The organism is Oceanobacillus sp. FSL K6-3682, assembly GCF_037976165.1.
Lineage (GTDB): Bacteria > Bacillota > Bacilli > Bacillales > Amphibacillaceae > Oceanobacillus > Oceanobacillus sojae.
This window is the reverse complement of sequence record NZ_CP150263.1, coordinates 1,329,264-1,342,621: the sequence shown is the minus strand read 5'-3', so window position 1 is coordinate 1,342,621 and position 13,358 is coordinate 1,329,264. Positions and strand designations below refer to the sequence as shown.

Here is a 13,358-nt window from a genome sequence, read left to right as displayed (position 1 = left end):
GTATAGATAATTAAATCATTTAAAATGTTTCTTCTACAAAATCAGTGATTACTCCTATTGCAGCTTTGCTTCCTTCACTTGCGGCAATAACCAGCTGCGGAGGTCCAGCTGCATTGTCTCCCCCGGCATAAATTCCTTTGATACTTGTCCGGCCGTATGGATCTGTTTTAATTCCGCCCGTATCCGTCAATTCTAGCCCCAGACGTTCAGCAAAAGGGGCAGCCTGCTCCATTTTGGCAGAGATAAAACCTGCCTCTTTATGCAGCTCTTTCCCATTTTTAAATTGAACCGTTTTTAATTGCCCATTCTCTCCTTGCAATCGTAAAATCTCATCATCTATAACCTCAATTTGCTTTTTCGCTAATATATCCCTTTGTTCAGGGGATAAGCTCTCTTTTCCATTTGTGCAGATGACAATATTCTTATTCCAATTGGAAACCATCTTCACCCCATGAAAAGAAAATGCTCCATCAGCAATAAAGATCAGCGGAGTATCCTTCAGTTCCCAGCCATCACAGAAGGGGCAGGAAAACAGGCTCGTTCCATAAAAATTATGAATTCCCTCGATATCAGGCAATACATCCTTCAGTCCTGTAGATAGAATAATAGTCTTAGCTTCATAATTCTTCCCCGCTTCTGTTTGAATATGAAAAACAGCGTCAGCAGGATTAATATCAGTCACCCGCTCTTTTTGAATCACTATACCTGGATACTTCTTTAAATCTGCATACGCCGCTTTCCTGAACTCAACAGGCTCAATACCATCTCTGGTAATAAAATTATGAGATTCCTGTGTAACAGCATTACGTGGTGCATCGTCATCCAATAAAATAACTTCTTTTCTTCCCCTGCCTAACACGAGAGAAGCGTTTAATCCGGCAGGTCCTCCCCCGATTACAGCGCAATCATATAACAATATAGTCTCCTCCTTTTTACGCAGAATCTTCTTTACGTAATTTCATTAATATATCGTAATGATTACGATTTATCAAGTTTCATGATTCAAAGTGCGTGTTCAAAAAGGCTGATAAATAGGACCAAGAAGTTCAAGGCGACTAGCTTTTTACGAACGGAGCGTATGCTTTATAATACGTGAGTAACGCTTTTGGTGGGGCGAGTAATCGCAGTCCCATCGGAAAAAGCTCGTCAACGAAGAAATTCGCCGTGTCATCTTTATTGGACTTTTAAAAAAAGAATCTATATAAAGATGTCTCCTCTCCAATAGATTCCTTCTTCATTAAATATTTTATTGTCAGATACATATTAAACAGTAAGAACCTTAATACCCTTAATGATATTCCAGATGAAATAATAAATATCAATGATAAAGCAAATAGCTGTCGCAATAATCGTTGCGATGAGTAATCCTCCATTTACTTCCCCTGCCCAAAATTGCCCCATGCCAATGGTAAAGATGATGGTTCCTGCTATAATTGTTGCGATAATCGGAATAAGATGTGTCCATAGTGCTTTTTTTGCATGTACTTTTGTTTCTTCATCTCCAAGAATCCAAACAACAACCGGAAATAGAAATGGTGCAAAAAAGATACTAAAATAACATAATGATGATAATATTTTATTTCCTTCCATCCCTTATACTCCTCCAATAATTCTTCCTGAAAAAAATATTTTACATGGTAATAAATTTAGTGTCCATGATAAAGGCTATTATTTTTCATACAGGATTCCGTATAGTAAAATACAGCCTTCTTTCGTTGAATTTTACGGGGCTTTCCCATAGAAATATCTCTATAATAAGTAAAAAAATACCTCAAGGAATCGATTTATCCCCTGAGGTATTTTACATTATATGTAATTTCTGTTTTTTTGGCATGACTGTATTTAATAGTATACATGAACGGAATATATAAGTCTATATTTTTCTTTATTTCATTGCTAAAATAAACAAGACATTCAAGTTAAGGAGGGTTTCACCGTGCAATTTAAACAAGAAAAAGAGAGTTTATCCAAAGCGTTAGCAGTTATCAACAAACAATATGATCGTTTAGCTTCCATACCTGAATACATTGGTGACGATTTTACCGAAAAAGTATTAGAAGATAATCGAAGGCGATTAAGAGAATCTTTAATTGTCGCTAAAAAAGAACCTTACTTTGCCCGGCTTGATTTTAAAGATGAAGAAAGCGAGGAAGTAAAAGCAACCTATATTGGTAAAGCCGGTGTTTTTGATGAGAATACGGGAGATGTACTGATTACTGACTGGCGTGCACCGATTGCCAGCCTGTTCTATGGCTTCAGTGGGAGTGAAGATGACGTCTATTATCAATCTCCAGATGGCGTCGTAGAAGGTGAAATCTACTTAAAAAGAAATATTGTCACCTATGAACAGGAGCTGCAAAGGGTGGTAGACCGATATATTCGCGGAGAACAGGGATCATCTGGAGGAGATGAATTTCTATTATATAAACTGGAAGACCAAAAGGATAACAGACTGCGTGACATTGTTGCCACTATCCAGGGAGAACAGAATGAAATCATCCGCTATCCCTTGAACAAGGCTGTTATTATCCAGGGAGTTGCCGGCAGCGGGAAAACAACAGTGGCGCTGCACCGGTTAGCCTATCTGTTATATGAATACCGGGAACAATTAACAGCACATCGGATGATTATTTTTGCACCAAACACTATTTTCCTTGATTATATTTCACAGGTGCTGCCTGAATTAGGTGTAGGAGACATTGTCCAGACCACTTTTCCAAAATGGGTTATGACCTCTATTATCGATGATCCCAAATGCAGGCTGGAATCTCTCAGCGAAAGAAGAAAAACATTTTTTGAATCCGGTACATTGGAGCAGAATAATTGGAAAGGTTCTTTAGATTTTCAGCAGCAAATCAGGGAGCAATTATCACAATTAGAAAAAGAATGGCTTCCTGAAGAAGATTTTATTCCCTGGGAAAATAAACAAGGTGTTCCGCTGAAAAAAATCAGAAACTGGATAGAAGCAGATTTCAAAGGAAATCCTGTCACCAAGAAATATGAAAGAGTGAAAGCTAAGTTAACGCGCTGGGTAGAAATTGAAGCGAAGATGTATGAAGAGAAAAAAGAACAAGAGCAAGCCAGAAAAGACGGCAAACAGGAATTGCGAAGATATTTACGAAAATGGAAAAAAAGAAAACCTTATGAGCTTTACGCACAAATTTTAAAAAAGATGGGAAGAAAAGACCTTCTGCCGCCGAAGAATAAAATAACTCTGGATGACCTGGCTCCTCTGCTCGATATTCATGATTATTGGTACGGAATAGAAAGAGACGAAAAGTTCGATCATGTTGTCATTGACGAAGCGCAAGACTTTTCTCCCTATCAGGTATCTGTACTAAACGCGCGTACAAAAACAGCATCCTTTACGATATTAGGAGATTTAGCGCAGGGTATCCATAGCAATGAAGGAATTGATGAGTGGAACAACTTTATCAACCTTTTCGGTACATCCCGTGCAAAATTTTTCCAAATGACCAAAAGCTACCGCTCCACCTATGAAATTATTGCGTTTTCCAACATCATTCTTAGTCATCTTACCAATCGCCCCGCTTTTGCAGAGCCGGTATTCCGAAGCGGTGAGGATGTCCATATCCAGCAGGTAGAGGCAGAAGAAAAATCAGCAGAAATCATAAGCTGGGTTCATAAGATGAAAGATCAAGACATGAATACCATCGCAGTTATTTTAAGATCTGAGGCAGAATGTAATGAGATTTATCCAAAACTGAAAGAAGAAATTCCCGAGCTGACAATTATTACAACAGAGGATAAATCATACGAAGGAGGAATCTCCTTATTGCCCGTGTATGTATCAAAAGGCTTGGAATTTGATTCGGTTTTAATGGTTGATGTCGATGAAGAACATTATCCTGAAACAGAACAAACTATCAAATTGTTGTATGTTGGCTGTACAAGGGCACTGCATCATTTATCAGTTATTTACAGCGGTAAAGCATCGAAGCTGATTTCCAAAGGGTAAAGAATTTTGGTTGTATAAAGCCCTTAGGCAAAATTATTTTAAACGGAAGGATAAAAGCCCAAAGTCTGCGGATAGAACCTTCATTTAGTTTCATCATTTAAAAAGTGAGTCAGTTTATATGAAAACTGCTCACCTTTTTTAAATGCTATATCCGAACTACCTATTCTTTTCCCTTACTCGCCTGCCAGTTTTTTAAATTCTGCTTGGCTATATTCTGTAATTTAAGCTATTTCGCTGATATTATTCATGTAGCCAGCGTGGCAATCATTTTTCTATTGTTATTTTCTATCTTGGCTGTTAACTATAAAATGAAATAAGATTTGAGATAAAGTTCTTTTCATTTAAATCTCAAAGAAATTTATGAGCAGCTTGTTAATAGATACTTCATCCTGCAACAAATAAATCCACATATTCCGCAGATTTACACGCTGCAGGATATGTGGATTTATATTTTTAATACAGCGCACATCAGCTTATAAACTCTACACCATAATGTGTTAGAACAGCTATAATAACCCCATATATTAAAATACTTGCACCAGCGGAGATGAATAACTTCAGCTTATTCATTCCAATTCCATTGGCAATAACTGCTACTGCCCAAGAACCAATAATAGGTGTAAGCAATACAACAACTAAAGGACCCTGTTTTTCTATTCGATACTTATACTTGCTGTTTGCTAATTTATCCAGCCACTTCTTAATACGTTCAGATTTTGCAAGAAGCTGATAGAAAAAAGCAATCATCGGGACAGGAAGGAAATTTCCAAATCCTGCCCAGATAATTGAAGAAACCGCATCTAACCCCATCACCATTGAAGCAGGAATTGCAACATATATCTCTAACATAGGAAAAAATCCCATGAACCATGCGGACGCTGCCAGCCATAAATAATTCAACATAAATATATTCCTCTCATTCTCTTACACTGTATGTTCTTATTTTCTATAGTATAATATAAAGTATATGGCTACCGTATACTCAAGTGAAAAGTTGGTGAAAAATATGAACTCTTCCAAAAAACTGATGACAACTGGAGAATTTGCGGATTTATGCGATGTGAAAAAGCAAACTCTTTTCCATTATGATGATATTGGCCTGTTAGAACCTGAATATAAAAACGAAAATGGCTATCGCTATTACTCTATTCAACAAGCTGAAGCTTATAGCATGATTGACATGTTAAAAGAGATTGGAATGTCTTTAACAGAAATTAAAAGCTTTTTACAATCTAAAAACACGAAGAAAATTACTGATTTATTAACAGAGAAAGAAAAACTGGTGGAAATAAAAATCCGGAAAATGGAACGTATACAGCACCTCATTAAAGATCAGAAAAAACAAATTGAAGAAGCATCACAGTTAGACCTTGATCGATTCATTGTCGAGAATATGGAAGCAGAGCAGATTGTTTTAAGCGAAAATATTTTAAATTACTCTCATAAAGACATCACAAAAATGATTATATCGTTTATGAAATACGTGAAACAGGGAGAAATCAATGTGGAAAATTGGGGAGCTCTTATTCGCCGGGAACAAATAGAAACAGGAGATTACTTAAATTATTCCAATTTTTATTTACGTGAAAACCAGCTTCATTTAACAGAAACATTTATAAAAAAAGCCGGGAAATATGTAATTGGCTATCATAAAGGAAGCTATATGAATACGTATAAAACATATGAAAAAATAAAAGATTATCTGGATAAGGAAGGATATCGTATTTGCGGTGACAGCTTTGAAGAATATCTATACCTCATGGACGGAATCAGCTCAGGTGTGGAAGCAAATTATGTAATAAGGCTAATGATTGAAGTAGAAGAAAAAATTAATATCTAAAACAACCTGCCGCATTTATAGTTTTATCAAAGGTTTATTAATAAAGCTTGACAATCGATAAGTTCAAATATTAAAGATACTCCCTCCCTGCTTAGATTGACTCATACAAATATTGTTATTAACGGAATGATGGATGTGTTTGTAGAATGGAATTAAATGGTGACCTCCCGCTAATCAACCGGGAAGTCACCATCTTCTATTCCCTACTATCAAATCAATATTCTTTTTATTGTCTGCCCTCTTTACAATTCCTTCTGATTCTCAGTCATAACCGACATGACATTATCCAATAAATTTCGTAATTTATTAATTTCCGCAGCTGCATTAGACAGGTAGTAATAATTCTTTGTTCCCTCCCGGCGGATATCAATCATTCCAATTTGCTTCAGTATTTTTAGATGATGTGATACAGCGGGCCGGGAAAGCTCCGTCGCTTCTGTTAAATCAACTACACGCAACCCTTGACAGGCATGATCATTCAACAAGGCAATAATAATAATTTGCCGTTTTTCATCCCCTAAAGCAATTAAAAAATCCTTTACTTCCTCAAATTCGTATTTTAATTTTTTTATTTCATTTGTTTTCATATAAATCCTCAATTCGTTTAATTGGTATAATCGTTTAAATTATTAAACCATTAAAGCGTAAACAAGTCAACGATGCTGACTATTATCTAAAAATCTTTCCAGCTTCGTTTAAATTATTTAGTTGACATTTTTTAAAAATCCATCTATCATTCATTATTAGTTCAATCGTTTAATTATTTAAACCAATAAACCAAAAGGAGTTTCTTACAATGAAAAATCAGATGAAAGCAATGCTTATTCATAAATACGGACAAAAAAACGTTGAAATCGAGAATGTACCTATGCCGGAAGTATCCAGTAATGATGTACTGGCAGAAATTCACGCTGCCAGCATTAACCCTGTTGATTTCAAAATTAGAGACGGGAAATTAAGGCCGCTTATCAATTATAAGATGCCATTGATTCTTGGAAATGATTTTTCCGGAACAGTTATCAAAACTGGAAAAAATGTAACAAAATTTAAAGCTGGTGATCCTGTCTATGGGCGCCCTAGAAAATCAAGAATCGGAACTTTTGCTGAATACATTGCTATTCATGAAGATGATATTGTATTAAAACCGGAAAACTTAACATTTGAAGAAGCAGCAGCTGTGCCTTTAGTCGGTTTAACCACCTATCAGGCCTTTCATGATATATTAAACTTGCAGCCAAAAGACAAAATTTTGATTCAGGCAGGATCAGGCGGTATTGGAACCTTTGCAATCCAGCTAGCAAAGCAAATGGAAGCTTATGTCGCAACAACAGCGAGTAATGCCGGAAAAGATTTAGTAGAAAGCCTGGGTGCAGACAAGGTAATAAACTATCGGGAAGAAAAATTCGAGGAAAAATTAGCCGATTATGATTATGTATATGATACTTTGGGCGGCGATTCTTTAATCAATTCTTTTAAAATCCTTAAACCCGGTGGAAAAATTGTATCAATTTCTGATGTTCCAAATGCCCGCTTTGGAAAAGAAAATAATTATCCTTTTTGGAAAACACTTGCTTTTAAATTGATTTCAAGGAAATTAACAAAGCTAGAAAAACAATACCAGGTACAATATAACTTTTTATTTATGAAGCCCAGCGGTGAGCAATTAAACAAGATTAAAGAACTTATCGAGGCTGAGAAAATCAAACCATTGATTGATCAGATTTTCCCCTTTGAAGACACACAGAAAGCAATGGAATATTCAGAGACAGGAAGAGCAAAAGGAAAAATCATCGTTAAAATCAAGTAGACCCACTCTTTTTATGTGGAGAAGACAGGGAAATTAAAAAATGTTATAGAATAGAAAAAAATCTGGATAGGAAACTTTTCTATTCTATAACATAGTTAAACTAAATCATAAAGAAAATATATCGTTACAATGGTTAATAAAAAAAATACAATAAAATGTAAGCCAAATGTTTTGTTTTTCACTAAAACAACTAATCTTGTTAAAAAAGCGAGAGCCCCGATGGATAATAATATTAGCGAGAAATACACATCCATAAAATCAGGGTACAAAAACAGAGACGCAAAACCAATTATTGCTAATAATATGAGAGCATAATCAAAAGGATTTCTTTTTTTAGCATTCTTCGTATCTCCCAATCCAATTTGTCCCTCTTTTCCCAAAATAAAATGGTCACGAAAGCGTTAACAGTATATAAATATTATACATGAACCAACATAAAAAAGGGAGAAGAATTTAGCATGAAAAAAATATTTATTAATTACTTAGCTTTTATATTAATCTTTTTCGGTATCATACCGTCTCTCCCGCAGCGTATTCTTCATATAAATCACGATAATAGGCATCCTTATTCATAAGTTCATTATGGGAGCCTTTTGCACGTATCTCTTCTTTATCTAAAACAATAATATAATCTGCCTGTTTAATTGTAGAAGCTTTATGAGCAATCACCAATGTGGTCCGCTCATTTTTAAAGTTTAATAATACTTCCTGAATCTGTTCCTCTGATTGATAATCTAATGCAGAAGTCGCCTCATCAAAAAGAAATATAGGTGCATCACGCAATATTGCCCGGGCAATGGATATTTTTTGCCGCTGCCCACCGGATAAACCTGATCCCCCTTCTCCTACTTCTGTAGCTAATCCATTCGGTAAATGGTTTATCAGATCATCAAACTTCAGATTTTTTAATAATGTTTTTATCTCAGTTTCCGTAGCCTGTAAATTACCATAACGGATATTCTCAAAAACTGTACCGGAGAATAAATATTGATCCTGACTGACAAAAGAAAAATATTGCATTAGCTCTCCATACGTCATTTCATTCGTTTTTTTATTATTAATCTTTATCATTCCAGAATAAGGGAAGAATCCCAGCAGAAGCTTAAAAATAGTTGATTTTCCCGATCCGTTATGGCCGACAATCGCAACAAATTGATTTTCTTTCACTTCCAGACTAATATCATTCAATATTTTCCTGTTTCCTTCATCATAAGAAAAGCTCACTTTATCTACAGAAATATGATTACTCTCCTGAAATGCAGCTAATGCTTCGGGAAATGATGTAAATTGCCTTTTTTCCTTTAAAACACGAAATATTCGTTCACAGGCTGATAAGGATTCCTGCGTTGTTCCCCAAACCTGTGCTAATCCGGAAAATGGCCATACAACGTGATTTAACAGTTGAATAAAGGCAAGCAGCGCTCCTACCGTAATTTCACCTATCAAGATAAGATAAGCACCCAAACCAAACGCAATCAGAAAGGTTAAAAATCCGACTGCCTGTGACGAGCCTTGTAAAGCAGCTTGTACTTTTCCTTTCTGCAAATCATAATTAAAAATTTTCTTTGTTAAACCTCCAAATTTTTCAGCTACCAGATTTCCGATTAAATAAGTTCTTACAAAGGGCATATTATTCATTGTTTCCTGGATATAGCTTTGACTTTGTGACACCTGCTCCTGTAATTCACCAGAAATTTTTCTCATCGATGTACCAAAAACTTTTCCAATCAGGATAATTAGCGGACCAATCAGGCCACAAATTAATGCCAGCTGCCATTGGATATTGATTAAAAATATAAAGGCGGCTATTGCAACAAGAGGCCCTTGTATAAGACTAATGAGTGTATTTCCCATCAAATCTCCTACAACGTTTACATCATTAATTATTCTTGAAGAATTTTCTCCAGATTTTGTTTTACTAAAAAATTGCATTGGTAATTTTAAATAATGATCAAACAAACGTAAACGCAGGTTATTTCTAACAAATGAAGAAATGTAATTTTTTATTAGCACATCAAAATAATTTTGTGCAAATGTAAAAAATAGTATGAGAATACCAATGATTAATATAAAGCGAAATTCTTTCGTATTGCCGTCTAAAGCTGAATCCGTAATGTTCATCATAAACCAGGGAAGAGCCAAATCTAAAATTATTCCAGTAAATAAACAAATCATAAGCAATGCATATGTAAATTTTTTCTTTTTTACATATGCAAATAATTCTGAGTAAATCCCCTTCATCGTTCTGCGTCCCCTTTTCTATTAAAGTGATAAAATATACTGCAGCTGCTAATCAGCGAACTATATTAGAATTTGACAGTTACATTTATGGCAATACATTTAATAACAAAAGATAATAATATAATTTTTTGATTGCGCTTACATAATTAAATATTCCCTTTCTTTACAAACATTTCTACATTAATACTTTAACATTATAACGTTATTATTTCTATGCATTTTCAAAAAATTAATACAATTAGGTTATTTATAAAAAACATAACGGCATTGCCTCATCTACCTTTTGAATTTTTATAAAAAATCAGATTAAAACTGTTCTTTACTTTCTAAATAAATTCCTGTATTATATATCTTAATGATACATATCAAAAAGATATAAGGTGAGATAAATGAAAAAATACAACGATACAACATACGCTATCCTCGGCATTTTAACAACTGACTGCCGTTCAGGCTATGAAATAAAACAATTTATTGATAATAGTCTGAACCACTTTTGGAAAATCAGCTATGGACAGATTTATCCAACATTAAAACGGCTGGAAGAAGAAGGCTTGGCAACTATACAGGCAACCTCCCAGGAAGGAAAGCCTGATCGTAAGGAATACTTTCTGACAGCAAAAGGGAAAGAAATATTAAAGGATTGGCTGGAAAAGCCGTTAAAGCAGTTGCCGGTGGAACGAAATGAAGTATTGCTGAAGCTGTTTTTTGGAAATCATCAGACAGAAGAACAAACTATTCGTCTATTGGAGGATTATAAACAAAAATTAGAAAAGATTTATCAGACGTACGAAGGTATTGAAGCGGGAATAGCCAGCCATAACAATAATCAAAGCGATGCAAAATATTGGCTGTTTACATTGGATTACGGAAAGCGGACAACTGCGGCCGCAATGGAATGGTGTGACACAACGTTAAAGGAAATTTAAAATTTTAGAGGAGGAATCATCCATGGGTAAAAAAATTTACACTGGCAGATACACGACAGAAAACGATCAGGATGTCGTTGTTTTTATCATCGGGATGCGAATCAATAAAAGACTTGCAGTTCGAAAATGGGGTCCCGTCTTCACAGCCATGCCCGGTATGATTAAAGAACTTTATGAAAAACAGAAGGATTTAGGATTTCTTTCCATGGAAAGCTATTTTGGCTTGCGCACCACAATAATGGTTCAATACTGGCGTTCTACAGAAGATTTACTCGCTTATGCAAAAGGAAAAAAACATTTGACTGCATGGCAGAATTTCAACAAAAAGGTTGGAGAAAATGATGCTGTCGGATTCTACCATGAAACCTATCAAATAAAGGCAGGAAGCTATGAATCTGTCTATCGGAATATGCCATTATTTGGGATGGGAAATGCAAAAAAACACATCCCTATCACCGCTCCGCACAATTCTGCCCGCAAACGGCTCCAGGGTGTGAAGACAAATTAAAATTGATTTTCATTTTATTAATTTTCCCCCTACAAAATAAGCGCCAAAACTTGAATGCTTTTGGCGCTTATTTTTATGGTTAACTTTTATCTTTTTGTTCTGTGTTCTCTGTTTTATCTTCCATAATATCATTCGCTGTGCTTTTAAACTCCCGCAATGTTTCTCCGGCAGCCTTTCCAATCTCGGGTAACTTTTTTGGTCCAAAAATAATTAATGCCAGAACAACAATAAGAATTAATCCAGGGATTCCTATATTTGCCAATCCCATCAGAAGTCACCTCCAGCTCTCAAATAAATTTTTTCGTACATTAAACCAGTCTCTTTTGACTCTTTGCTTCCACCAGCTGACCGCCATTTTTTAGGAATTCCATCATTCCTTCTGCTGCACGATAGGTTAAGGCCGCAGCTGTTGTTGTCGGATTGGTACAGCTGAAATGCGGGAAAGCACTTGCACCACATACAAACAGGTTATCCATATCCCACATTTGCAAATAACTATTTACAGCGGATGTTTCTGGATCTTTTCCCATGATTACCCCGCCACCGTTATGCTGAAAGGCAAGTCCTCCGCTGAAATGCTCCGGCATTGGATAAGCCAGAATATGTGTTGCTCCCATCTCTTCTAAAATCTCAACATGTTTTTCTTGAATAAATTCATGTATTGCCTTGTCATTATCTGAATAATCCCATGTAATCCGTATTAACGGATCCCCGTTGGCATCTGTATAGGTCGGGTCCAGATCAAGATAATACTCTTGATAAGGAAGAGTAGCCTTTTGACTGAATATCATAAGAAATCGATTCGCATAAAATAAAGATTTCTCTTTAAATTCTTTCCCCCATTGCGGTGTACCCTCCGGCACTATATTATTCGCTACTGGTGCATTCCCTGTAATACGTGCTTCAATTTGACCGCCATGCAGAAAATCTAAATCATGATGATCTACTAAATCCCCTGTATAGTCTGTTATCGCCATTCCATATGCTCCAGTGGATACATAATTATTAAATTTTTCATTATCAAACAGACCATGCGATGACGTCACGCCATGATGATCTGTAAAGTTTTTTCCGATTACACCTGTCCCGTTTTCCGGGTTATATGGTTTACCAATTTCAGATAATAACAGCAGCCGGACGTTATTAAATACATAGCTTGTCAATACAACTAAATCTGCTGGCTGCTCGAATTCTTGTCCCGTTCTGGTATCTTCATATAATACACCAACTGCTTTTCCATTTTCATGTAATATTCGAATTACCCTTGCATGTGTTCTCAATTCAAAATTGCCGGTTTTTTTTGCTGTCGGGATTACTGTCATAACTGGATCAGCTTTCGCTCCATATTCACAATAGTTACTTCCGCAAAATCCACAATACTGACAGGCATTTAATGTTTCACCATCCGGATTTGTATATTGCTCTGAAAGTGTACCGCTAGGAATAACAAATGGATTATACCCCATTTTTTTCACAGCCTCTTCAAATAGAAGCATTTGACGATTCTTTTTTAAAGGCGGTGTTGGATAATCGTCCGAACGTTCCGGGTAATTTGGGTCTGGCTCACCAGAAATACCTGCCATTTTTTCAAACTTATCATAATACGGTTCTAATTCGTCATACGTAATTCCCCAATCCTGTAAAGTCATATTTTCAGGGATTTTTTCTTCCCCATACTTTTCAATTGTTTTGGAACGAATCTCAAAATCATAAGGGTAATAACGATGTGTTTGCGCTCCCCAATGACTTCCTCCCCCGCCGATACCTTCTCCGATAACAGCTGTCGATTTATCTCTAATCGGCCGGGCATCTTCTTCAAGTGTATTTCTGACTGTATAGGTTTCATTGGTTAATTTTTCGTAGCCTTCTCCCCTCACCGGATAACGTACTTCATCATGTGTGTGGAGATAATCCTTTATATCCTTCTCTTTTCCTTTATCAAGGCCCACCACCTTATAACCGGCCTTGGTAAGCTCTGCCGCAACAATTCCACCCATCCAGCCGACACCGACAGTAACAACATCCACTTTATCTAATTTTTTCGCCATATTATC

At 35.9% G+C, this 13,358-nt stretch carries 13 protein-coding genes; 5 read left to right on the top strand and 8 right to left on the bottom strand.

Annotation, left to right across the window (positions count from 1 at the left end; genetic code table 11):
* Positions 1 to 19: 19 nt before the first annotated feature.
* Positions 20 to 916, bottom strand: coding sequence for an NAD(P)/FAD-dependent oxidoreductase (locus tag MHH51_RS06890; RefSeq protein ID WP_339285187.1), 897 nt, complete (start codon positions 914 to 916; stop codon positions 20 to 22).
* 347 nt (positions 917 to 1,263) lie between these two features.
* On the bottom strand, positions 1,264 to 1,590 hold the full coding sequence (locus tag MHH51_RS06885; RefSeq protein ID WP_147211938.1) for a DUF4870 domain-containing protein: 327 nt from the start codon (positions 1,588 to 1,590) through the stop codon (positions 1,264 to 1,266).
* Positions 1,591 to 1,936: 346 nt separating this feature from the next.
* Between MHH51_RS06885 and MHH51_RS06880 the strand changes: the two genes are divergently transcribed.
* Complete coding sequence (locus MHH51_RS06880; RefSeq protein ID WP_339285185.1) at positions 1,937 to 3,979, top strand: 3'-5' exonuclease; 2,043 nt, start codon at positions 1,937 to 1,939, stop codon at positions 3,977 to 3,979.
* Positions 3,980 to 4,447: 468 nt separating this feature from the next.
* Here MHH51_RS06880 and MHH51_RS06875 read toward each other — a convergent pair whose 3' ends face one another.
* Positions 4,448 to 4,882, bottom strand: coding sequence for a small multi-drug export protein (locus MHH51_RS06875; RefSeq protein WP_147211940.1), 435 nt, complete (start codon positions 4,880 to 4,882; stop codon positions 4,448 to 4,450).
* Between the two features lie 103 nt (positions 4,883 to 4,985).
* Here MHH51_RS06875 and MHH51_RS06870 point away from each other — a divergent pair, with 103 nt between their 5' ends.
* The gene (locus MHH51_RS06870) at positions 4,986 to 5,819 is read left to right on the top strand and encodes a MerR family transcriptional regulator (RefSeq protein ID WP_339286278.1); all 834 of its coding nucleotides are present in this window, start codon (positions 4,986 to 4,988) and stop codon (positions 5,817 to 5,819) included.
* Positions 5,820 to 6,061: 242 nt separating this feature from the next.
* Here the strand turns inward: MHH51_RS06870 and MHH51_RS06865 are convergent, their stop codons facing one another.
* Entirely contained in the window at positions 6,062 to 6,406 is a 345-nt protein-coding gene (locus tag MHH51_RS06865) for a metalloregulator ArsR/SmtB family transcription factor (protein WP_339285182.1), read from the bottom strand.
* Between the two features lie 221 nt (positions 6,407 to 6,627).
* Here MHH51_RS06865 and MHH51_RS06860 point away from each other — a divergent pair, with 221 nt between their 5' ends.
* A complete protein-coding gene (locus MHH51_RS06860; RefSeq protein ID WP_339286276.1) occupies positions 6,628 to 7,626 on the top strand; it encodes an NADP-dependent oxidoreductase in 999 nt (332 codons plus the stop codon).
* Between the two features lie 95 nt (positions 7,627 to 7,721).
* Here MHH51_RS06860 and MHH51_RS06855 read toward each other — a convergent pair whose 3' ends face one another.
* Both MHH51_RS06855 and MHH51_RS06850 read right to left on the bottom strand, forming a co-directional pair.
* Complete coding sequence (locus MHH51_RS06855; RefSeq protein WP_339285180.1) at positions 7,722 to 7,982, bottom strand: hypothetical protein; 261 nt, start codon at positions 7,980 to 7,982, stop codon at positions 7,722 to 7,724.
* A gap of 154 nt (positions 7,983 to 8,136) precedes the next feature.
* Positions 8,137 to 9,867 (bottom strand): ABC transporter ATP-binding protein, encoded by a 1,731-nt coding sequence (locus MHH51_RS06850; protein WP_339285179.1) that lies wholly within the window; start codon positions 9,865 to 9,867, stop codon positions 8,137 to 8,139.
* Positions 9,868 to 10,256: 389 nt separating this feature from the next.
* Here MHH51_RS06850 and MHH51_RS06845 point away from each other — a divergent pair, with 389 nt between their 5' ends.
* Together MHH51_RS06845 and MHH51_RS06840 are read left to right on the top strand one after the other, a co-directional pair.
* On the top strand, positions 10,257 to 10,796 hold the full coding sequence (locus MHH51_RS06845; RefSeq protein WP_147211949.1) for a PadR family transcriptional regulator: 540 nt from the start codon (positions 10,257 to 10,259) through the stop codon (positions 10,794 to 10,796).
* Positions 10,797 to 10,818: 22 nt separating this feature from the next.
* Positions 10,819 to 11,304 carry a DUF4188 domain-containing protein gene (locus MHH51_RS06840; RefSeq protein ID WP_339285176.1) on the top strand — a complete coding sequence of 162 codons (486 nt, stop codon included), beginning with the start codon at positions 10,819 to 10,821 and terminating at the stop codon, positions 11,302 to 11,304.
* 79 nt (positions 11,305 to 11,383) lie between these two features.
* Here the strand turns inward: MHH51_RS06840 and MHH51_RS06835 are convergent, their stop codons facing one another.
* Positions 11,384 to 11,572, bottom strand: coding sequence for a twin-arginine translocase TatA/TatE family subunit (locus MHH51_RS06835; protein ID WP_147211953.1), 189 nt, complete (start codon positions 11,570 to 11,572; stop codon positions 11,384 to 11,386).
* A 40-nt stretch (positions 11,573 to 11,612) separates the two neighbouring features.
* Positions 11,613 to 13,352 (bottom strand): GMC family oxidoreductase, encoded by a 1,740-nt coding sequence (locus MHH51_RS06830; RefSeq protein WP_156988340.1) that lies wholly within the window; start codon positions 13,350 to 13,352, stop codon positions 11,613 to 11,615.
* Positions 13,353 to 13,358: the final 6 nt, after the last annotated feature.

Excerpts from the sequence above, each read along its gene's own strand:
- MHH51_RS06840 (WP_339285176.1), top strand. The coding sequence starts at position 10,819 with ATGGGTAAAAAAATTTACACTGGCAGATACACGACAGAAAACGATCAG.
- MHH51_RS06830 (WP_156988340.1), bottom strand. The coding sequence starts at position 13,352 with ATGGCGAAAAAATTAGATAAAGTGGATGTTGTTACTGTCGGTGTCGGC.
- MHH51_RS06860 (WP_339286276.1), top strand. The coding sequence starts at position 6,628 with ATGAAAGCAATGCTTATTCATAAATACGGACAAAAAAACGTTGAAATC.
- MHH51_RS06845 (WP_147211949.1), top strand. The coding sequence starts at position 10,257 with ATGAAAAAATACAACGATACAACATACGCTATCCTCGGCATTTTAACA.
- MHH51_RS06850 (WP_339285179.1), bottom strand. The coding sequence starts at position 9,867 with ATGAAGGGGATTTACTCAGAATTATTTGCATATGTAAAAAAGAAAAAA.
- MHH51_RS06870 (WP_339286278.1), top strand. The coding sequence starts at position 4,986 with ATGAACTCTTCCAAAAAACTGATGACAACTGGAGAATTTGCGGATTTA.
- MHH51_RS06865 (WP_339285182.1), bottom strand. The coding sequence starts at position 6,406 with ATGAAAACAAATGAAATAAAAAAATTAAAATACGAATTTGAGGAAGTA.
- MHH51_RS06885 (WP_147211938.1), bottom strand. The coding sequence starts at position 1,590 with ATGGAAGGAAATAAAATATTATCATCATTATGTTATTTTAGTATCTTT.
- MHH51_RS06835 (WP_147211953.1), bottom strand. The coding sequence starts at position 11,572 with ATGGGATTGGCAAATATAGGAATCCCTGGATTAATTCTTATTGTTGTT.
- MHH51_RS06875 (WP_147211940.1), bottom strand. The coding sequence starts at position 4,882 with ATGTTGAATTATTTATGGCTGGCAGCGTCCGCATGGTTCATGGGATTT.